This window comes from Kineococcus gynurae (assembly GCF_042433995.1).
Taxonomy (GTDB): domain Bacteria; phylum Actinomycetota; class Actinomycetes; order Actinomycetales; family Kineococcaceae; genus Kineococcus; species Kineococcus gynurae.
The window spans coordinates 1-20,086 of record NZ_JBHLUI010000013.1 but is presented as its reverse complement, the minus strand read 5'-3'; the positions used below and the strand labels follow the sequence as shown (position 1 = coordinate 20,086).

Annotated in this window: 20 protein-coding genes and 1 tRNA gene; 7 read left to right on the top strand and 14 right to left on the bottom strand. The window is 75.2% G+C overall.

The genetic code is table 11. The annotated features are described in order from the left end of the window. Positions 1-2: 2 nt before the first annotated feature. From ACFFKU_RS18430 to ACFFKU_RS18400, 7 genes are read right to left on the bottom strand one after another with little or no spacing between them, the layout of a single operon-like run. Positions 3-740, bottom strand: coding sequence for an LmeA family phospholipid-binding protein (locus ACFFKU_RS18430; RefSeq protein ID WP_380140326.1), 738 nt, complete (start codon positions 738-740; stop codon positions 3-5). 24 nt (positions 741-764) lie between these two features. After that, complete coding sequence (locus tag ACFFKU_RS18425) at positions 765-1,757, bottom strand: phosphotransferase (RefSeq protein WP_380140324.1); 993 nt, start codon at positions 1,755-1,757, stop codon at positions 765-767. Positions 1,758-1,798: 41 nt separating this feature from the next. After that, entirely contained in the window at positions 1,799-2,935 is a 1,137-nt protein-coding gene (locus tag ACFFKU_RS18420) for a phosphotransferase (protein WP_380140322.1), read from the bottom strand. After that, positions 2,932-4,650, bottom strand: a complete 1,719-nt coding sequence (locus ACFFKU_RS18415; RefSeq protein ID WP_380140320.1) for an ABC transporter ATP-binding protein — start codon at positions 4,648-4,650, stop codon at positions 2,932-2,934. The genes ACFFKU_RS18420 and ACFFKU_RS18415 overlap by 4 nt, the downstream gene beginning before the upstream one ends. Continuing rightward, positions 4,647-5,843, bottom strand: a complete 1,197-nt coding sequence (locus ACFFKU_RS18410) for a glycosyltransferase family 4 protein (protein ID WP_380140318.1) — start codon at positions 5,841-5,843, stop codon at positions 4,647-4,649. The genes ACFFKU_RS18415 and ACFFKU_RS18410 overlap by 4 nt, the downstream gene beginning before the upstream one ends. Next, positions 5,840-7,066 (bottom strand): glycosyltransferase, encoded by a 1,227-nt coding sequence (locus ACFFKU_RS18405; protein ID WP_380140316.1) that lies wholly within the window; start codon positions 7,064-7,066, stop codon positions 5,840-5,842. Before ACFFKU_RS18405 ends, ACFFKU_RS18410 begins: the two co-directional genes overlap by 4 nt. Then, a complete protein-coding gene (locus tag ACFFKU_RS18400) occupies positions 7,056-8,282 on the bottom strand; it encodes a glycosyltransferase family protein (protein ID WP_380140314.1) in 1,227 nt (408 codons plus the stop codon). Before ACFFKU_RS18400 ends, ACFFKU_RS18405 begins: the two co-directional genes overlap by 11 nt. Before the next feature lie 150 nt (positions 8,283-8,432). Between ACFFKU_RS18400 and ACFFKU_RS18395 the strand changes: the two genes are divergently transcribed. The 5 genes from ACFFKU_RS18395 (at position 8,433) to ACFFKU_RS18375 (ending at position 11,596) form a co-directional block, all read left to right on the top strand. Next, complete coding sequence (locus ACFFKU_RS18395) at positions 8,433-8,837, top strand: hypothetical protein (RefSeq protein ID WP_380140312.1); 405 nt, start codon at positions 8,433-8,435, stop codon at positions 8,835-8,837. Between the two features lie 19 nt (positions 8,838-8,856). Then, positions 8,857-10,302 carry a sensor histidine kinase gene (locus tag ACFFKU_RS18390; protein ID WP_380140310.1) on the top strand — a complete coding sequence of 482 codons (1,446 nt, stop codon included), beginning with the start codon at positions 8,857-8,859 and terminating at the stop codon, positions 10,300-10,302. Next, a complete protein-coding gene (locus ACFFKU_RS18385) occupies positions 10,299-10,973 on the top strand; it encodes a response regulator transcription factor (RefSeq protein WP_380140308.1) in 675 nt (224 codons plus the stop codon). The genes ACFFKU_RS18390 and ACFFKU_RS18385 overlap by 4 nt, the downstream gene beginning before the upstream one ends. A 45-nt stretch (positions 10,974-11,018) precedes the next feature. After that, positions 11,019-11,462: a thioredoxin gene (gene trxA, locus ACFFKU_RS18380; protein ID WP_380140307.1), complete on the top strand. Its 444-nt coding sequence runs from the start codon at positions 11,019-11,021 to the stop codon at positions 11,460-11,462. A gap of 61 nt (positions 11,463-11,523) precedes the next feature. Then, positions 11,524-11,596: transfer RNA gene (locus ACFFKU_RS18375), tRNA-Lys, on the top strand. Between the two features lie 73 nt (positions 11,597-11,669). Here the strand turns inward: ACFFKU_RS18375 and ACFFKU_RS18370 are convergent. Further along, positions 11,670-12,140: a DoxX family protein gene (locus ACFFKU_RS18370; RefSeq protein ID WP_380140306.1), complete on the bottom strand. Its 471-nt coding sequence runs from the start codon at positions 12,138-12,140 to the stop codon at positions 11,670-11,672. A 54-nt stretch (positions 12,141-12,194) separates the two neighbouring features. After that, the gene (locus ACFFKU_RS18365; RefSeq protein WP_380140305.1) at positions 12,195-13,574 is read right to left on the bottom strand and encodes an NAD(P)/FAD-dependent oxidoreductase; all 1,380 of its coding nucleotides are present in this window, start codon (positions 13,572-13,574) and stop codon (positions 12,195-12,197) included. Positions 13,575-13,655: 81 nt separating this feature from the next. Between ACFFKU_RS18365 and ACFFKU_RS18360 the strand changes: the two genes are divergently transcribed. Continuing rightward, the gene (locus tag ACFFKU_RS18360) at positions 13,656-14,441 is read left to right on the top strand and encodes a sulfite exporter TauE/SafE family protein (protein ID WP_380140337.1); all 786 of its coding nucleotides are present in this window, start codon (positions 13,656-13,658) and stop codon (positions 14,439-14,441) included. Here the strand turns inward: ACFFKU_RS18360 and ACFFKU_RS18355 are convergent. Then, entirely contained in the window at positions 14,422-15,048 is a 627-nt protein-coding gene (locus ACFFKU_RS18355) for a TetR/AcrR family transcriptional regulator (RefSeq protein WP_380140304.1), read from the bottom strand. The two genes, ACFFKU_RS18360 and ACFFKU_RS18355, sit on opposite strands and share 20 nt — an antisense overlap. Continuing rightward, the gene (locus tag ACFFKU_RS18350; RefSeq protein ID WP_380140303.1) at positions 15,045-15,689 is read right to left on the bottom strand and encodes a GNAT family N-acetyltransferase; all 645 of its coding nucleotides are present in this window, start codon (positions 15,687-15,689) and stop codon (positions 15,045-15,047) included. Before ACFFKU_RS18350 ends, ACFFKU_RS18355 begins: the two co-directional genes overlap by 4 nt. A gap of 141 nt (positions 15,690-15,830) precedes the next feature. Here ACFFKU_RS18350 and ACFFKU_RS18345 point away from each other — a divergent pair, with 141 nt between their 5' ends. Then, on the top strand, positions 15,831-16,970 hold the full coding sequence (locus ACFFKU_RS18345) for an alpha/beta hydrolase (protein ID WP_380140302.1): 1,140 nt from the start codon (positions 15,831-15,833) through the stop codon (positions 16,968-16,970). Here the strand turns inward: ACFFKU_RS18345 and ACFFKU_RS18340 are convergent. From ACFFKU_RS18340 to ACFFKU_RS18330, 3 genes are read right to left on the bottom strand one after another with little or no spacing between them, the layout of a single operon-like run. Continuing rightward, positions 16,916-17,677, bottom strand: a complete 762-nt coding sequence (locus tag ACFFKU_RS18340; protein ID WP_380140301.1) for a GntR family transcriptional regulator — start codon at positions 17,675-17,677, stop codon at positions 16,916-16,918. The two genes, ACFFKU_RS18345 and ACFFKU_RS18340, sit on opposite strands and share 55 nt — an antisense overlap. A 37-nt stretch (positions 17,678-17,714) precedes the next feature. After that, entirely contained in the window at positions 17,715-18,482 is a 768-nt protein-coding gene (locus ACFFKU_RS18335; protein WP_380140300.1) for an SDR family NAD(P)-dependent oxidoreductase, read from the bottom strand. Continuing rightward, complete coding sequence (locus ACFFKU_RS18330) at positions 18,482-19,831, bottom strand: MFS transporter (RefSeq protein ID WP_380140299.1); 1,350 nt, start codon at positions 19,829-19,831, stop codon at positions 18,482-18,484. The genes ACFFKU_RS18335 and ACFFKU_RS18330 overlap by 1 nt, the downstream gene beginning before the upstream one ends. Positions 19,832-20,086: the final 255 nt, after the last annotated feature.

Below are 20,086 nucleotides of genomic sequence, written 5' to 3'. Positions count from 1 at the left end.
GATCAGCCCCCCGCCGGGACCTCGGTGGCCTCGACGACGGCCCGGACGGTCACCCCGCCGGGGGTGACCTCCAGGGTGCGGGGGTCGACCTCGGGCGGGACGTCGGTCAAGGGGACGTCGACCGGGGCGAGGACGTCGATCCCGGCCGTGGACGCGAACTGCCGCACCCGGTCCAGCGACACCTGCTGCCCGGCGACGGTCGCGCTGAGCGGGGTGAGCCGGACGCTGGCCCGGTCCGTCCCCGGCACGATCTCGGGTTCGGCGGTGAGAGCCAGCCCGATCTCCTGCCCGAGGACGCTGAACCCGGAGGACGCCTTCAGGTCCCGTCCCTCGGGGGTCACGGTCACCGCCACGCCCGCCTGCGAGGCCAGCCGGGACAACTCGTCGTACCCGACGACGGCCGCCGCGTGCCCCTCGGCCAGCCGCACGGTCTCCTGCCGGCCCAGCACGATCCCGGCGGGGGCCTCGACCTGCGGGAAGGTCACCTCGACGTCTCGCAGCTCCACCTCCCCGGGCCAGCTCGCGGCCCGGACCGTCACGTCGTCGTAGCGTCCGCGGACGGCCTGCAGCAGGAACGAGCCCCCGGCGGCGGTGATCGCGGGACGTTCCGGCAGCGCGTAGGCCTGCTGCAGCTCGTCGGCCACGCGGTCCAGGACCACCGTCCGGGCACCGATGTCGGCCGCCACGACGACGACGGCGAGCGCCAGGAGGGTGACGAGGAGACGGACGATCCGGCGCATGGTCAGCAGTCAAGCAGCCCTCGATCACCACCGCCGCGCCGAACCGTCCAGGAACGGGGCGAGGTCGTGGACGGGCCCCCGGAAGGCGTGGACGGCCAGGATCCGGAGCTGCGCGGCCCGGCGCAGCACCCGCTCGTGCTCCGGGCTGCGCGGGCCGGTGAGCGTCGCGGTCAGGCCCCGGACCGCGGCGGCGACCGCCGTCCCGCACCCCGGTCGACGCAGGGCGAGGAGGTCCAGGTGGGCGAGCAGGTTGGCCGGGTCCAGCGCCGGGTCGGCGAGCGCCGCGGTGTCGACGTCGAGGAAGGTGACGCCGCCGTCGCGCGGGTCCAGCAGCACCTGGCCGTCGTGCAGGTCGCGATGGGCGGGGACGGATTCCCGTCGGGGCAGGGTGACCAGCTCCTCGACGGTCCGCGCGACCAGGTCGTCGTAGGGGCCGGCCATCGCCGGGCTCAGCACGCCGAAGGCGAGGGCGTCGTCCGCCCAGCGCCGCAGGGTGCGGGCCTCCGTGGTCAGGTCGTGCTCGGGCCACCCCTCGCCCGTCCCCGACCCGGCGAGCACGGCCAACGCCCGCCCCGTCGCGGCCCCGGCGGACCCGGCGGTCACCGGGTCGGCCGACGTGAGGATCGTGGTCAGGTCGCTCCCCGGGGCCGCCGCCAGCCGCAGGGTCCCGGCGTCCGGGTCGGCGGCGAGGACCCGCACGAGGCCGGGGCGCCCGGGCCGGTCGGCGAGGAGCCGGTCGACGCGGTGCAGGGCCGCGAACGCCGCCCGCGTGGCCGCGGGGGTGGCCAGCTTGACCCAGGTGCCGCCCTCGGGACCCGCCTCGTGCAGCACCGCCCGTCGTCCGAACCGGTGGGCCCGCAACCGGGGCCCGCCCGGTGCGTCGAGCAACGGGCGCAGGGCGGGCAGCTCCGGGTCGTGGTCGAGCACCCGGACGTCGCGCAGCCCGGCCCGGGCGCGGCCGACCACGATCGCCCCGCCGTCGTCGACCCCCTCCAGGACCAGGTGGCGCTCGGCCACCGGACGTCCCCGCCCTCCCCCCGGCCAGACCCGGCGCCAGGTCACCACCGCTCCCCCAGGGCGTTCTCGACGAGGTCGAGGAGGTCGGCGGTCCGGGCCTCCCAGTCCGGGCGCCGCCGCCGGAACGGTTCGGGCAGCCGGAGGGCGGCCGCCAGCGCGAGCAGCGGGGAGGACCCCGGGACCCCGACGGCCCCCGGCTCTCCGGCCGCGACCGCCGCCGCCCACCACGAGGCCTCGTCGAACCCCCGCGGACCGCGGCCCGCGCGGTCCAGGTCCAGCAGCGTCGGGCCAAGGCCGGCGTCCGACGCGTCGTCCACGAGCACCTGGTCGGCCGAGAGGTCGCCGTGCAGGAAGACCTCCGGGAGCCGGTGCAGCGGGCCGAGGTCCAGGGTCCGGACGCGGTGCGCGAGCTCCTGCGCCTGCTCGGCGACGGTGGCCGCGGCCCCGGCCCAGTGCCGCAGCGCCACGAGGTTGGCGGCGGCCGCGTCCCGCAGCTCCTCGACCCGCAGGACTGGTTGGCCTGCCGCGTCGACCCGGGCGAGCCGGGCGGTGAGCTCGGCCAGGGCCGTCCGCCCCTCGGCCCCGCGGGGGTGGCGACCCGCGCAGAACGCGGTGCGGGCCACCCCGTCCCGGGCCCGGACCACGGGCGTCCGGATCCCGGCGGCACCGAGGGCCCGGGCCGCCCGGGCGGCCCGCTCGGCGACGGCGGGGTCGGCGTGCACCTTGACGACCTCGCCGCCGAGGGCGAGCACGCTGCGCCGGGCGGGGTTGTGGGTGAGGAAGCGGGCCCCGGGCGCCGTGGCGAGGCGGCGCAGCGCGGGCAGGTCGCGGTCGGCCGCGGCCGGGGTCAGGACCAGCAGTCGCTGCTCGTCGAGGACGACGGCCTCGGGCCCGAAGGCGCGCCGGGCGACGGCGGCGTCCTTGCGCGCCTTGTCCCAGGCGGACCGCGCGAAGGCCCCCACCACCCACCACGGGCCGCCGTCCCCGGGGTCGACCGCCGCCTGGGCGCGCGTGCCCGGCTTGTGCCGCAGGCGGTCCACCCGGGCACCGCTCGGCAGCGCGAGACCGTGCGTGCGGGCCCAGACCCCGAGGGACCGGTCGTCGAGCAGGACGGCCAGGCCGGGCAACCCGGGTTCGGCCGCGATCAGCCGCAGTTCACCCGCGGCGACGGCGGTCACCGGGCCACCGCCGCGACGCGTTCCACGAAACGCCCGCCCCGCAGTTCCAGCACCCGGTCGCACCCGGCGAGGAGGGTCTCGTCGTGCGTCACCAGCACGGTGGTCCGGCCCGCCGCGAGGGCCTGCAACCCGGTGAGGACCGTCGCGGCCGAGGCGGCGTCGAGACCGGTGGTGGGTTCGTCGAGCAGCAGGACCGCGGGATCCCGGAGCATGGCCCGGGCGATGGCCAGACGTTGCCGCTGCCCCCCCGAGAGGGTTCCGCCGCGTTCGGCGACCGGCGTGTCGTAGCCCTGGGGCAGAGCGGCCACGAAGTCGTGCGCCCCGGCCGCCCGGACCGCGGCCCGGACGGCCGCGTCGTCGGCCTCCGGTCGGCCCAGGCGCACGTTCTCGGCGACGGTGCCGGCGACGATCACCGGTTCCTGCAGGACGACGGCGAGGCGGTCGCGGAGTTCGGCGCGGCGGACCCGGGTGACGTCCTGACCGTCGAGCAGGATCTGCCCGGCGTCGGGGTCCAGGAGGCGCAGGAGGAGCTGCAGCGTGCTGCTCTTGCCGCAGCCGCTGGGGCCGACGACGGCGACCCGTTCCCCGGCGCGGATGCGCAGGTCGGCACCGTCCAGGACGTGACGGTCCCGCCGGACGAGCGTGATCCCCCGGAACTCGACCTCGCCCCGCTGCACGCGCGCGGGCTCGGGACGGGCCGGGTCCGGCAGGGGTTCGGCCTCGTCCAGCGCGTCGGCCACGCGTTCGCCAGAAGCCGCGGCCCGGGCGATGCGGCCGGTGTGCTTGGCCAGGTCCCGCACGGGTTTCAACGCCGCCTTGAGGTAGGTCAGGAACACCACGAGATCGCCGACCGAGAGCGCGCCGGAGCCGATCCGCAGCGCCCCGAAGACCAGGACGACGGCGGTGGCGAGACCCACCACGACGTCGACCCGGCGTTCCAACCCGGCCGCCAGCCGCCGGGCGAGCAGGCCCTCGCGCAGGGAACCCTCGTTGGCCCGGGAGAACACCCGGGCCCGGACGCCCTGCAGGTCGTAGGCCTGCAGGAAGCCGATGGTGGAGAACGCCTCGGCGGCGTCGGAGGCGAGCGCGCCCTCCCGGTGCCGTTGCTCGCGCGAGGCGTCGGTGATGCGCCCGCCGGACCGGTGCCCGGTCAGCAGCAGCAGCGGCAGCACCCCGACGACGACCAGGGCCATCACCGGGTCGAGGACCAGCATCACGACACCCATCGCGACGAAGGTGAGCACCGACCCGAGCAACGGCAGGCCCGCGGTGATCGCCGCCTCCTGGACCCGCCCCACGTCGCTCACCACGCGGGTCACGAGGTCCCCGGTGCGGTTGCGGTGGTGGAAGTCCGGACCCGCGTGCAGCAGCCGGTCGTTGACCGCCGCGCGCAACCGCGTGGTCGTGGCCGACCCCACGATCGCGAACGCGATGCTGCTGAGGTAGGCCGCGGCGGCCCGACCGACCGCGATGAGCAGGACGGCGAGCCCCGCCAGCAGGACGGGGCGGAGGAGTCCGCCGCTGTCGAGGGTGGCCCCCGCCGCGGGGACGCGGGCGACCAGCAGGTCGATGACGAACGCGATCGGCCAGGGTTCGGCCAGCCGGAACGCCACCTCCGCCAGCAGGGCTCCGAGCCCCCCGGCGGCCACGGTCCGCGAACCCCGGGTGTGGGGCCCGACCAGGCGCAGGGTCCGCCGCAGCGCCGAGCGCCTCATGCCGCCACCTCCGCCCCGTCGGGCGCGGGCACGTCCGCGAGGCTGCGCCGCACCACCCCGGTCCAGGAGAACCGCTCGACGGCGGCCCGCCGACCGGCGGCGGCGAGCCCGGCGGCCAGGACGGGTTCCGTCCGGATCCGTTGCAGGGCAGCGGTCAGCGCGGCGGCGTCACCGGGTTCGACGAGCAGGAGTTCGTGCCCGTCGCGGTAGCTGCGGGCGAGGTCGCCGACCGCGCCCGCGACCGTGGGGATGCCCGCCGCCAGGTACTCGGCCACCTTGAGCGGCGAGAAGTAGGCGGCGCCCCGCGGGTAGGGGGCCACGGCGGCCCGGGCCCCGGACAACGCGGCGGGGACGTCCGCCGGCGGCAACGCCCCCGTCGCCGTGCAGGCGATGCCGGCGGCGGCAGCCCGGTCGAGCACGTCGGCCCGGCCCGGGCCGTCGCCGATCAGGCGCAGCCGCACCGGCTTCCCGGGCAGGTCGCGCAGGCGCGTCGCGGCCTCCAGCAGGACGTCGAGCCCGTGCCACGGGCGGAACGCCCCCACGAAGGCGACGTCGAACTCCGCGGGCGTCGCCCCGGGCGCCGGGTCGGTCGGCGCGGGACGGAACCGCTGCACGTCGACCCCGTTGGGCACCACGAGGGCCTCGACCCCGGAACTGCTGCGCACGAACTCCGCGACGGCGCTGCTCACCGCGACGACGCGGGAGGTCGCCCGCAGCGCCCGGCGGGACGCCTCGCGGGCCTCGGTGACGTGCACCAGGCCGCGGTGGGTCGCGTGCTCCTCGACGAGGGGCGCATTCACCTCCAGCACGTGCCGGACCCCGAGCCGACGGCAGCGTTCCGCGACCGCCGCCGCGAACAACGCGTGGCGCTCGTAGACGAGCGCCGTGCCCGGGTCGGTCCCGGTGAGCAGGTCGGCGACGAGGTCCGCCGCGGTCGCGTCCAGTGCGACCTGTCGACGTTCGCGGTCGGCGGGCTCCCCCTGCGGACGGCCGAGCTCGTGCACCGTCACCGCCGACAACCCCTGCGGCGCAGCGCCTCCTACCCGGGCGGCGACCACGTGCACGTCGGCCCCGGCGGCCACCATGACCCGCAGGACCTCCTGGACGTGGACGGAGCACCCCTTGGCCCCGAACACCGGGATGCCCGGGTCGAGGCAGACGTGGACGACCCGGGTTCCCGGCCGGAAGTTCATCGCGACCCCCCGGCGAACGCACCGACGGGACGCAGCGCGCGGGTCAGCGACCGCAGCGCGGCCGCCTGCCCCCGGACGTCGAAGGAGGTCTCCACGAGGTCCCGGGCCGCCCGCGCCCGGACGGCCGCGGCCGCGGGATCGTCGAGGACCGAGCGCAGCGCCGCGGCCAGGGCGAACGGATCGCGTTGCGGCACCAGCAGTCCGGTCCGGCCGGGCCGGACGACCTCGGGGATGCCGACCACGTCGGTGGAGACCACCGGGGTGCCGAGCGCCATGGCCTCGACGAGCACGGTGGGCAGCCCGTCCCGGTCGCCGTCGGCGGCGACCACGCACGGGGCCGCGAAGACCGCGCTGCGCCGCAACAGGTCCAGCACCTCGTGCTGGGGCAGCGGGCCGGGCAGGTCGACGTGCTCGGCGATCCCCAGGGTGGCGGCCTGCACCCGCAGGCGCTCGGCGCACCGACCGGCGCCGGCCAGCACCAGCCGGGCCGGGTCTCCCTCGGCGCGCAACCGGGCGAACGCGCTGAGCAGGTCGTCGAAACCCTTCTTCTCCACCAGGCGGCCGACCGCGGCGATCACCCGTTCCCGGGGTGCCGTCGAGAACGGCAGCTCGCCGAGGTCGACGCCGTTGTAGATACGGGTGACGCGGGCCCGGGGGTGCCGGTCGGCCAGGTGGGCCACGTTGTGCTCGCTGACGGTCACGACCGCGTCGGCGTCGGTCAGGACCGTGTCCAGCAGCGGGGTGTTCTCGCTCTCGACGTAGATGTCCTTGGCGTGCGCGGTGACCGTCCACGGGACCCGGAGCAGCGCCGCCGCGAGCCGGGTCACCCGGGCCGGCAACGAGGCGAAGTGCGCGTGCAGGTGCCCGATCCCCTCGGCCCGCCCCCACAGCGCCACCCCCACCGCCTGGGCCACGACGTCGACCTCCTCGGCCAGCAGCTCGGGGTGGGTCGCGGTGAACCCGGGGAGGTCGGCGGCCCGGCGCAGTGCCGCCCAGAGCACCGCGCTGCTGCGGCCGCCCTGCTCCCCGATCCAGGTCACCGGGGCCCGGACCCCGGCCAGCAGGGCGTGGAAGCGCGGATCGGTCGGGGCGCGCAGGCTGGCGACGGCGACGTCCTCGCCCTGCGCCTCCCGGGCGAGGATCTCGCGGACGACGAACGTCTCGGAGAACCGCGGGTACATCTTCACGACGTAACCGATCCGGGGGTGGGGATCACTGGGCACGGGAGATCAGCTCCTGGGTCGCGTCGAGCAGTTCGGCGGTCCGGTCCCGGACGGCGTCCAGCCCGTCCCGGGCGATGCGGGTGCGGGCGGTGACGAGGCGGTCCCGTTGCGCGGCACCACCTCCGAGTGCCGCGGTGATCCACGCGGCGAGGTCGGCGGGGGCGGGGCGACCCGGGTCCGGCAGGGGCAGCAGGTCCAGGGCGCCGACCCGTTGCAGCGAGCGGGCCCGGACGAGCTGCTCGCGGCGCGGGCGGGTGCGGGGCACCACGAGCGCGGGGGTGTCCGTGGCCAGGATCTCGGTGACGGTGTTGTAGCCGCCCATGCAGACGACCGCGTCGGCCTCGGCCAGCCAGTGCGAGGCGGCGGCGCTGAAACCCACCACGTGCAGGTCGCGCCGGGTGGCCGCGGCCCGGTCGAGCTCGCCGCGCAGCTGTTCGTCGGCGAACGGTCCGGGGAGCAGGACGAGTTCGGTGCGGGCGGGCAGCGGGGTGGCGACCAGCGTGCGCACCAGGGCGGCGGCGTCGATCCCGCCACCCACCGTGGCCAGGACGGTGCGGGACCGGGGGTCGTTGCGGGGCAGCGGGTCGGCGACCTCGGGTCGTCCCTCGGCCAGGTAACCGAGGAAGCGGAAACCCGCTCCCGCCCCCAGGTCGCGGGTCAGGTCGTGGACCTCGGCGTCGCCGTAGACCCACACCTCCTCGAACAGGTCCGCCGCCGCCTCCGGCCCCTGGTCGCGGATCCACTCCGCCGCGGCGACCTCGGGGCTGTCGAGCACGTCACGCAGGCCGAGGATGTTCGTCGTGCCGTTGTGCCGCAGCGCGGACAGGGCGGAGAGGAGTTCCCCGCGGAACCCGGTCGGGGTCTTGTCCACGATGAACACGTCGGGGTCGAAGGCCAGCAGCGCCGCGGTGGCCGCCGCCGCGCGCAGGTCCACCAGGTCCTCCAACGGGATGTCCAGCACGTCGGCGCGGTACTCGCCGTCAGTGGTCTTGCGCACGGCCGGCAGCACCAGCAGTTCGACCCCGGGAGGACGGCTGAACCGCTGCGCGTGCGGGGAACCGGTGACCAGCAGCACGTCGGCGCCCCCGGGGAGCTCGCTCAACGCCCCGGCGAGGGCGAGGTTGCGCTGCAGGTGGCCGAGGCCGCAGGTGTCGTGGCCGTAGAGGGCGATGCGTGCCCGACGTGCTCGGCGTGGTCGCGCGGGGATCCGTCGCACGATGCCCTCCCTGGGTGTCCTGGTGGCGGAGGAGTTCCTCCGTTCGCCCCGACGCTAGGAAGTCCCCGTGAGAGGTGGATGAGGTCCGGATGAGGACGTTCTCATCCTCGTCTCATGTCGACGGGCCCCTCCGGCTGCCACGATCGGGACATGCGCACCTCCGCCGTCGTGGCCGTGCTCGGCCTCAGTGCCGTGGGCGTCACCGCCCTGGGTCTGTCGATGGCCTCCGCCGAACGTCCCGTCGGGTCCCCCGGCGGCGCGATCACCGCAGCGGCGGCCCCCGCGTCCGGTCCGGGCACCGGGGTCCCCACCGACCCACCGCCCACCAGCCCGCTGCCCACCAGTCCGCTGCCCGCCGCCCCGACGACCACGCCTGCGCCGGTCCCGACCCCGGCCCCGCCGGCCGCCGGCTCCGGGGGCGGCCGGGTCGTGGAGGTCCCGCCCCAGCCGCGACCCGCCGTGGTCGTGACCGACGACGACGGCGATGATGACGACGACCGCGATGACGACCTCGACGACGACCTCGACGACGACCAGGACGACTCCGACGGCTGACCGGGAGGGTGGGCGCTCCGTGCGGCGCTGGTTGCGTCCGGTCCGGGCCAAGGTCCTGCTCGCCGTGACCCTGGCCGCGGCCACCGGGCTGCTGATCAGTGGAACCGTGTCCTACGTCGTGCAGCGCGACAGCACCGACGACCGGTTGACGGTCGCCATGAACCAGGAGATCGCCGAGCTGCGGGAGCTGGCCTCGGGCGAGGCGGGGGACGGGGTCCCCTACGCCTCGGTGGAGGAGCTGTTCCGTGACCTGTTCGCCCGCGACGTGCCCGAGGACAACCAGTCCGCGGTGGGTTTCGTGCAGGGCGGGCCCACCATCGCCACCGCCGCGCCGCGACCCTTCGAGCTGGAGGACCTGCGCGAGGTCCAGAAGCTCGTGGCCGCGATGGGCCCGGACTCCCCCGTCGCGCGTCGCGACCTGGACGCCGGGGCGGTCGGTACCGTCCGCATCATCGCGGTCCCGGTCGTGGTGCCCGGGGCGGCCGAGGGCCGGGGCACGGGCGTCTACGTCGTCGGGCACGCCCTGGACCGGGAACTCCTCGGGGTGCGGGACAACGCCCGCACCTTCGCGGTGGTGGCCTTCGGCGCCCTGCTGCTGGTCATCGCGGTCGGGTGGCTGGTGATCTGGCGGTTGCTGCGGCCGCTCGACGAGTTGCACGAGACGGCCGTCGGGATCGGGGCCGACGACCTGGCCCGTCGGGCCCGCGTGCACGGCGACGACGACGTCGCCGACGTGGCCCGGGCGTTCAACGCCATGCTGGAACGGCTCGAGGCCGGGTTCGCCGGCCAGCGGCAGTTCCTCGACGACGCCGGTCACGAGCTCCGCACCCCGCTGACGATCGTGCAGGGTCACCTGGAGCTGCTGGACGCCTCCGACCCGGGCGAGGTGCTGGAGACGCGCGACCTCGTGCTCGACGAACTGGCCCGGATGGCCCGGCTGGTCGACGACCTCACGCTCCTGGCCACCTCCCGCTCCCCCGACTTCGTCGTGCTGCGCCCCGTGCGCACCGGCCGGCTGCTGGACGACGCCGCCGAGAAGGTCCGGGCCCTCGGGGACCGCACCTGGCGGGTCGACGCGCGGGTCGACGTCGAGTGCCTCGCCGACCCGCAACGCCTGACCCAGGCGCTGCTGCAGCTGGTGGCCAACGCCGTGAAGTTCTCGGCGCCCGGTGACGAGGTCGCCCTCGGCTCGGCCGTCGAGACCCGCGACGGGAGGCGGGACCTGCTGCTCTGGGCCCGCGACACCGGCCCGGGGATCGCCCCCGAGGACACCCGGCGCATCTTCGAGCGCTTCGGCCGCGCCGAGACCGGCCGCGGGGTGGAGGGGTCGGGGCTGGGCCTGTCCATCGTGTCCGCGATCGCCGAGGCCCACGGCGGGTCCGTCGAGGTCGACAGCCGCCTCGGGGCCGGGGCGACCTTCACCCTCCGGCTGCCCCTCGACCCCGACCCCAAGGAGTACCCGTGACCAGCATCCTGATCGCCGAGGACGAGGCGCGGATCGCCGCCTTCGTCGAGAAAGGGTTGCGCAGCAACGGGTACGCCACCTCCGTCGTGACCGACGGCCGCAGCGCGCTCGACCTGGCCGGCACCGGGCGCTTCGACCTGCTCGTGCTCGACGTGGGGCTGCCCCAGCTCGACGGGTTCAGCGTCCTGCGCGAGCTGCGACGGCGCAGGCACGACCTCCCGGTCATCATGCTGACCGCCCGCAACGACGTCAGTGACACGGTGGCCGGGCTCGAGGGCGGGGCCGACGACTACATGACCAAGCCGTTCCGCTTCGAGGAGCTGCTGGCCCGGGTGCGGCTGCGGCTGCGCGAGGACCGCACCAGCGAGGTCACCGTGCTGGTCGGGGGCGACCTGCAGCTGGACCTGCTGACCCGGACGGCCTCGGTCGCGGGCCGCTCCGTCGCCCTGTCCAGCCGCGAGTTCTCCCTGGTCGAGGCGTTCCTGCGGCACCCGGGCCAGGTCCTGTCCCGCGAGCAGCTGCTGGACTCGGTGTGGGGCTACGACTTCGACCCCGGCTCCAACGTGGTCGACGTCTACGTCCGCTACCTGCGCAAGAAGCTCGGCCCGGACCACGTCGAGACGGTCCGGGGCATGGGGTACCGCCTGCGGACGGCGCCGGCACCGTCGTGAGGCGCGGGCGGGAAGGAAGTGCGGAGGTCCCGCGTTGACCCGGGCATGACGACGCGGACCCTGACCCTGGACACCCACGACGAGACGGTGAAGGACGGCATCGTCCTCATCGACTTCTGGGCGGAGTGGTGCGGGCCCTGCCGGCAGTTCGGCCCCGTCTTCGAGCGCGCCTCGGAGAAGCACACCGACATCACCTTCACCAAGGTCGACACCGAGGACCAGCAGCAGCTCGCCGCCCGCTACGGCGTCACCTCGATCCCGACCCTGGTCGCCTACCGCGACGGCATCCCCGTGTTCGGCCAGCCCGGCGCGCTCCCCGAGCCCGCCCTGGAGCAGCTCATCGAGCAGGTCCGCGGCCTGGACATGGACGTCGTCAAGGAGCAGTACGCCCAGGCCCTCGCCCAGCAGCAGGCCCAGCAGTCCGGCCAGGCGGCCCCCGCGCAGTCCACCCCCGGCGTGCGGGCCGGGACCGACCCCGCCGCCTTCTGAGCGGCCCACCTCCGCCCGGCGCGGCGCCCTCTGACAGGATGGGCGCCGCGCCGCCGTGCGCGGGCCTTTAGCTCAATTGGCAGAGCAGGGGACTTTTAATCCTCGGGTTGTGGGTTCGAGTCCCACAGGGCCCACCCCCACCTCCCCCGTGATCAAGGAATTCTCCTCTCCCGCCCCACGGGTCTCATCCCCCCCGGACCCCCACCGTCAGCGGCGACGCCCGCGGCGCAACGCCTCGGTCGACCACAACGCCCAGGCCACCAACAACGGCTGCCCCAGCAACCGCAGCGCCCGTTTGGTGTCGGTGTCCAGCCCGAACCCGTCGCGGTGCTCGGTGAGCTGGGCGATGTTGCCGGGGAAGATGGCGACGAAGAACGCGGCGGCGACGACGCCGACGCGACGACGGTGCCGGGGCAGGAACGCGAGCGCCGAGCCCAACGCGATCTCCGCGACCCCGGACAGCAGCACGACGTCGTCGACGTCGAGCGGCACCCACGGCGGGACCTGCGCGCGGAACTCCTCCCGGGCGACCGTCAGGTGGGTGGTGCCGGCGAAGATCAGGGCACCCCCCAGCGCCACCCGGGCGACCGCGCGCAACCGGGAGGGCCGCGCGGGCTCGGACCCGCGGTCGGCAGGGTCGGGCCGGTCGGCGAACGGGTTCCTCAGCTGCGGATCCATGAGGGCGATCCTGCGGTCCGGTCCCCCGGCCCGCGACCCGGCGGTGCGACCCGCTCAGCGACCGGCGACCCGGTCGGCGACGGCCGCGAGGCGGGAGGTGCGGAGGCTCCCGCGGGCCTCCTGCCGGTCGGCGAGGTGGTAGGCGCGGTAGAGGGCGGTGACCGCGAGCCAGCGCAGCGGTTCGACCTCCCAGCGCCGGACCCGGTGCTGCACCCACGGCAGCGCGGTCAGCTCCGTCCCTCGACCCAGCACGAGGTCGCGCAACGTCCGGCCGGCCAGGTTGCTGGCGGTGACCCCGGTCCCGACGAAACCCCCGGCCCAGGCCAGGCCGGTCGCCCGGTCCAGACCGACGGTCGCGTGCCAGTCCCGCGGTACCCCGAGCACCCCGGACCAGGCGTGCTCGGGTTCGACGTCGCGCAGCACCGGGAACATGTCGCCCAGGATCCGGCGCAGGGTCTGCACGGTCCGCGGGTCGGTGCGGCCGTCAGCGTCGAGGCGCGACCCGAACCGGTACGGGACGCCGCGACCGCCGATCGCGACGCGGCCGTCGGCGGTGCGCTGGGCGTACACGTAGGCGTGGGCCGCGTCGGCCAGAGTTTCGGCTGCGGCCCAGCCGATGTGATCCCACGTCCCGGGGGGCAGCGGCGGGGTGACGATCATCGAGGAGTTCAGCGGCAGCCACTCGCGGCGGAGGCCGGGCAGCCGGGTGGTGAACCCCTCCGTGGCCCGCACCACGACGTCGGCCCGGACGGTCCCGGCGGCGGTCCGGGCCCAGGGACGACCCGCACGGCTCCCGATCTCCTCGACCCGGGTGCCCTCGTGGAACCGCACCCCCAGCCGGCCCACGGCGCGCGCCAGACCGTCGACGAGTTTGGCCGGGTGCAGCCGGGCGCAGTGCGGTTGCCACACCCCGGCCTCGGCCCCGGCCACCGCGACCCGCTCGCGCACGGCCCCGACCGGCAACCACTCGACGTCGGTCCCGGCCCGGGCCGCGGCCGCCTCGAACGACGCCCGCAACCGCTGCCGCTGGGCCGGGTTCCGGGCGACGGTGAGCTCACCGCCGGCCCGCAGGTCGGCGTCGATGCCCTCCGCGGTGGCGACCGCGACCACGTCGGCCACGGCACCGTTCATGGCCCGCTGGAACGCGTCGACCGCCGCCGACCCGTGGGACCGCCGGTACTGCTCGACCCCACCGGTGATCTCGTTGGTCAACCACCCGCCGTTGCGCCCCGAGGCGCCGAACCCGACGAACCGCTCCTCCAGGACCGCGATCCGCAGGCCGGGGGCGGCCCGGGCCAGGTGGTAGGCCGTCCACAACCCGGTCAGGCCGCCGCCCACCACGGCGACGTCGACGTCGAGGTCCCCGACGAGGGGCGCGCCGCGGGCCTGCCGGGGCAGCGAACCCCACCAGAACGAGACCGCGCCGTTGATCACCCGGGCATCATCGCCCCGCTGGTACGGTCCGACCACGTGACCCTCGCCGACCTCCTGCCCGACGGCGCGTTCCCGCCCGGCATCGAACCCGGGACCGTGGCCCTCGTCGTCCTGGCCGCGTTCGCGGCCGGCTGGGTCGACGCGGTCGTGGGGGGCGGCGGTCTGCTGCAACTCCCGGCGCTGCTGCTGGTCCCGGGCATCACCCCGGTCCAGGCGCTGGCGACGAACAAGCTCGGGTCGATCTTCGGGACCACGACCAGCGCCCTCACCTACTACCGGCGGGCCCGGCCCGACCTGCGGACCGCGGTCCCGATGGCGAGCGTCGCGCTCGCGGGCAGCCTGCTGGGCGCCTCCATCGCGGCGAGCCTGCCGGCGGGGGTCATCAAACCGGTGATCGTCATCGCCCTGGTCGCGGTCGCGGTCTTCACCGCGTTGCGTCCCGCCCTGGGGCAGATCACCGCGCTGCGCTACGCCGGCCGGACCCACTACGTGGCGGCAGCGCTGATCGGCGCCGCGATCGGGACCTACGACGGCGTCCTCGGGCCGGGCACCGGGACGTTCCTGGTCATCGCCATGGTCAGCCTGCTGGGCTACGACTTCCTCCAGGCCAGCGCCAAGGCGAAGATCGTCAACGTCGCCACCAACCTCGGCGCCCTGATCTTCTTCATCCCGCACGGTTCGGTCGTGTGGGGGTTGGGCCTGCTGCTCGCCCTGGGCAACGCCTCCGGCGGGTGGCTCGGCGCCCGGATGGCGATCGCCCGCGGAACGGGGTTCATCCGGGTGGTGTTCCTGCTGGTCGTCGCCGCCCTGGTCGTGGTCCTGGGTCGGGACGTGTGGCAGGAGAACCTCAGCCCGTTGTTCGGGTGATCCCGGACAGCAGATCCGCCAGCAGGTCCAGCACCTCCTCGGCCCGGGTCCCCGCCGGGTCGGCCAGTTCCGCCGTGGCCAACCCGTCGACCAGCGCGGCCACGAGCACGGCCAGCAGGTCGGGGTCGGCGCCGGAACCGTCCTCGCGGTTCGCGACGTCGCCACCGTGCCGTCGCCGCCACGGTTCGATCGCCGTCTCTGCCACCTCGCGGGCGACCCGGACCTGTTCGGCGGCCAGATCCTCCTTCCCGGGGGTGCGCAGCGCCCAGGACAGCAGCTCCAGCGAGGCCAGGCGTTCACCGCGACCGGCCGTGCGCACGACCGCGAACGCGGCCCGCAACCGGGCCGCGGCCTCTCCCGCCGCAGAACCCCCGAACCCCTCCCCGGCCGCGGCGTCCGCCACCCGCCGGGTGTGGGCGAGGGCCACCTCGTGCAGCAGGGCGTCCTTGCCGGCGAACCAGTAGTGCACGGTCCCCAGCGGAACCCCGGCCTCGGCGGCGATGCCCCGGGTCGTGGTCGCGGCGACCCCGTCGCGGGCGAGCACCCGGGCCGCGGCGGCGACGAGATCCTCCCGCCGCCCCCCGGTCTCCCGCCGCGGGCGGTTCACGCGCCCACCCCGGGCGCGGCGGCGGGCCGCCACATGCCGACCGGGGCCGCGCCGGCCGGCAACCCCTCGATCGTCCCCAACCGGACGAAACCCCACCGGGCGTAGAGCGCCTGGTTGCGGGGGGCCGACCCCTCGAGGTACGCGGGACACCCCTCGGCGTCGATGCGGGACAGCCGGTGCCGCAACAGGTTCGACCCGGCGCCGAGCCCCCGGGCCGCGGGTGCCACCCCGATCGTCATCAGGTACCAGTGCGGCGGACGGGGCCGGTACCGACCGAGGACGCGCTCGTTGCCCAGGGCGCGCACGATGCCCGTCGGTCCGACCGAACGCCAGAACGCGGGGAGCTGTCGCAGCTGGTCGCGCAGCTTCATGGCCCGTCCCGGTGCCTCCCAGACCGCGGCCCCGAGCAGTCGGCCCGAACCGTCGCGCACGACGTCCACCGCCCCGCTCGCCAGCGGGCCGGATCGCAGGACGGCGCCGTAGAGCCCGGCCAGTCGTCGCTCCCGGTCGCGTCCCGGCCCGAGGAAGGCCGTCATCACCGGGTCGTCGGCGAACGCCGCGGACAGCAGGGCCGCAACCTCCGGGACGTCGTGCGGTCCGGCCGCGGCCACGCGGAGCCAGGGGTGCTCATCCGTCGTCATGACCCCAGGATGCCCGATATCTGGTCGCTTGACCAAGACGTCTGACCTGGACGATTGACCAAGACGGGTGACCAGATCGGGCGACGGAACCTCCCCGTCGTCGTCATCGGACCGCGATCACGCCCGACCTATCCTCGGAGGATGACCGTCCCCGAGCTGCGGGCACCGACCGTGACGCTCGATCCGCGCATCCTGCGGGCCCTCCGTCCGCCCGACCGCATCCTCGAGTCGCCCGTCCTCGTCGGGGCGGTCTGCGCCGGGTTCCTGCTCCTCCTCGTCGCCACGGTGCTCCTCTGGCGCCGCACCCGGCGCGGTCGCGGGGTCGGTCGGAGGTCGCGCTGGGTCGCGCGCGGCGGCTCCACCCTGCTCACGCTGGTCGCGGCCGTCCTGGCCGTCGCGACCGTGGTGAACGCCGCGGTCGGCTACGTCCCGACGCTGCAGGCGGCCGAGACGATCGTGACGGGCACGGTCGACGCCGGGGCCGGAACCGTGGTGACCCGTGAGGTCGCGGCCCCGGAACTGGGGGTGACCTCGGCGACGACCCTGGTCTACCTGCCGCCCGGCTACGCGGAGCACCCGCGTCGGCGCTACCCCGTCGTCTACCTCGTGCACGGGTCCCCGGGACGTTCCACGGACTGGTTCGCGGCCGGGGACGCGGCCCGCACCCTGGACGTGCTCATCACCCGACGGGAGATCCCCCCGGTCATCGCGGTCGCCCCCGACGTCAACGGCAGCGGTTTCACCGACACCGAGTGCCTGAACTCCCCCACCGGTGGCCCGCAGATCGAGACCTACCTGGAGACGGTCCTCGTCCCCTGGGTCGACGGCACGTTCCGCACCGACGCCCGTCCGGGCGCCCGCATCCTCGGCGGCATGTCGGCCGGGGGTTTCTGCGCCCTCGACCAGGGTCTGCGCCACCGCGGGACGTGGGGGCCGATCCTCGCGATCGAACCGTTCGGCGACCCCGGCCCGGCCTGGCGCGACCAGCTCGACCCCGAGCAGTTCGACGCCGTGTCGCCCGCGCACTACCTCCCGACCATCGAACTCCCGGCGCCCGTGCCGGTGTTCCTCTCGACCGGTTCGGAGGTCGACGCCGACGAGCTGCGCGGGGTCGACGAGCTGGAACGACTGCTGCAGCGCCGCGGAGAACCCGTGCTGCGTCACGACGTCGTGGGCGGCGGGCACACGTGGAGCACGGCCCAGGAGGCCCTTCCGTTCGGCCTGGTCTACCTCGCGCGGTTCCTGCCCGCCGACGACGGGGGCACGCCCGCGGCCGGCTGAGCAGCCCCGCCCACCTCGGCGACCTCGGCCGCGGCCCGCTCCCGCACGGCCTCGAGGTGCGCCCGCATGGCCGCCTCGGCCGCACCCGGGTCGCCCGCCTCCACCGCGTCGAGGATGGCGACGTGCTCGGCCACGGCCGCCTCGGCGTCGGTCACCCCGTGGTGGGGGTGCAACCGCAGCCGGAACCGTTGCAGCTGCCCGTTCAGACCCTCGAACGCGGCGGCGAGGAAGGGGTTGCCCGCCGCCTCGTTCAGCACGCGGTGGAACTCCGAGTCGGCCACGTGGTAGTCGCGGTACTGCGCGAAGTCCGGTCCCCGCCCGGCCCCGCGCTGCCGCCGCACCGTGTCCTGCAACCGTTCCACGGTCGCGGGCGTCACCGACCCGGCGAGCACGGCGCTGCTGCGGCACTCGATGAGCACCCGCGCGTCCATCAGCGCGTGCATCTCCTCGACCGTGAGCATCCGCGCGGCCCGGTACCCCCGCAGCGCCACGCGTTCCACGAGACCGCTCGGTTCCAGCCGGGCCAGCGCCTCGCGCACCGGGGTCGGGGAGACGCCGAGGTCGCGGGCGAGGCCGTCGATGCTGAGGCTCTGCCCCGGGCGGACGTTGCCGTCCATGAGCCAGCCCAGCAGGGACTCGTGGACGGCGTCGGTCAGCGAGGCCCGCGACGGCACGGCCGGGATCCCCGATCCCCCTCGGTCAACCACGTCGCGTCCTCTCCTCGACCTGCCCGGCCCCCGGGCCTCAGTGGATGTGCTTGCCGCCGTCGACCTGGTAGCTCGCGCCGGTCACGAAACCGGACCCTTCCGACAGGAGGAAGGAGACCACGGCGGCGATGTCGTCGGGCGTACCGACGCGCCCGACGGGGATCCCCGCCGCCATGTCCGCCTTGCGCTCGTCCGTCAGGGCCCCGCCCATGATGTCGGTGTCGATCGGGCCGGGCAGGATCGCGTTGACCGTGATCCCCGCGGGTCCCAGCTCCCGGGCCGCGCCCCGGGTCAGCCCGAGCACGGCGGCCTTGGCCGCGGCGTAGCCCGTCTTGGAGAACGTGCCGCCGCCGTCGAGGGCGGTGATCGAGGACGTGGTGACGATGCGTCCCACGCCGACGTCGGCCATGCGGCGCGCGGCCGCCTGGATCATCAGCAGCGAGCCGGTCGCGTTGACCGCGAGGGTGCGGTTCCACCCCTCCAGCGTCAGGTCCATGAGCGGGGTCGGGTCGGCGATGCCCGCCAGGTTCACCAGGCCCACCACCGGGGCGAGCTCGGCGTCGACCCGGGCGAGACCGCGGGCGACGGCGTCGGGGTCGGTGATGTCGAGCGCGAGACCGAGAACCGTGCGGCCCGCGGCGCGCAGTTCCGTCTCGATCTCGGCGACCCCGTCGGCGGCCACGTCGACGAGGGCCAGCTGCCACCCCTCCTCGGCCAGGCGCCGGGCCACGACCCGGCCGATGCCGCGCGGGGCGCCGACCCCGGTGACGACGGCGGTACGGGCGGGCGGGAACGGGGTGGTCATCAGGAGTTCCTCTCCGGAGCGGGGGTGGTGACGGCCTCGTCGGCCGGCGGTCGGGCCATGAGTTTGGTGAGCAGCAGCAGGACGGCGCCGACGACCGCGGCCCCGGCCAGGGCGAACAGGCCGGCCGTGCTCGAGTCGAACGTCTCCTCGGCCCACACGCGGACGTTGGGGGCGACGAAACCACCGAGGTTGCCCAGCCCGTTGATGAGACCGAACCCGGCGGCCAGCGCGGTCCCGCTCAGGTAGCGGGTGGGCAGCGTCCAGAAAAGCGGCTGGACGGCGACGAACCCGACGGCGGCCAGGCACAGCGCGGCCATCGCGAGCAGCGCGTTCCCGGCCACCGCGGAGACCGCGATGCCGAGCCCGGACAGGGTCAGCAGCAGGGCGCCGATCTCCTTGTGCCGCCGCCACCGGTCGGCCAGCCGCGGGATGACGATGATCGCGACCAGGGCGCAGAGCCAGGGCAACGAGGTGAGCAGCCCGACGACGAACCCGACGTCGCGCCCGGTGATGGCGGCGACCTGGGTGGGCAGGAAGAACGTGAGGCCGTAGACCGCGATCTGGATGCAGAGGCAGATCAGGCAGAAGAACAGCACGCGCGGGTTCACCAGGGCCTTCGCCCAGCCGAGGCGACCGCCGTGCGAGGCCCGGGCCCGGTCGTCGGCCTGCAGGCGCCGTTCCAGCGCGGCCTTCTCGTCCTCCGGCATCCAGTCGGCCTTGGCCGGTCGGTCGGTCAGGTAGAAGATCGCGACGATGCCGACCAGGACGGCGATGACGCCCTCGACCCCGAACAGCCACTGGTACCCGTGGTGCCCACCGAGCCCGTCGAGCTCGAGCAGCCCCCCGGACAGCGGACCGCCGACGATGTTGGCGATCGGCAATCCCATCTGGAACAACCCGGTCGCGAACGCGCGCCGGTCCTCGGGGAACCAGTAGGTCAGGTAGAGCAGCACGCCCGGGAAGAACCCGGCCTCGGCGACGCCCAGCAGGAACCGCAGGACGTAGAACATGGTCTCGCCGTTCACCCACACGAACGCGGTGGCGATGATCCCCCAGGTGATCATGATGCGGGCCATCCACCACCGGGCGCCCACCTTGTGCATGATCAGGTTGCTGGGGACCTCGAACACGGCGTACCCGACGAAGAACAACCCCGCGCCGAGCGCGTAGGCCGCCGTCGAGATCCCGACGTGGATCTCCAGCTCCTCCTTGGCGAAACTCACGTTCGACCGGTCGAGGAACGCGATCACGTACATCAGGAGCAGGAACGGGATCAGCCGGACCACCGAACGGCGGACGGCGGAGTCGACGAGCCGGACGTCGGCCTCGTCGGTCGCGGGAACAGCCATACGAACACATCTCCTCGATAGGCATCCTTGCCGGCCCCCAGGAGACATCCAATAGGATGTAGGTGTCAAGCCGGGACGACGAAGGCGGACCGCGGGGTGTGCCTGCACCCGCGATCCGCCTGTGGCCGCCCGGGACCCCTCGACGGGGCCCGGACGGAGTTCGTCTCCCCGCCGTCAGGCCGCGCCGTCGACCGCCTGGTCCTCGGTGGGGACGGTGACGGCGCCGGTCATGATGGCGACGCCTTCGCCCATGGT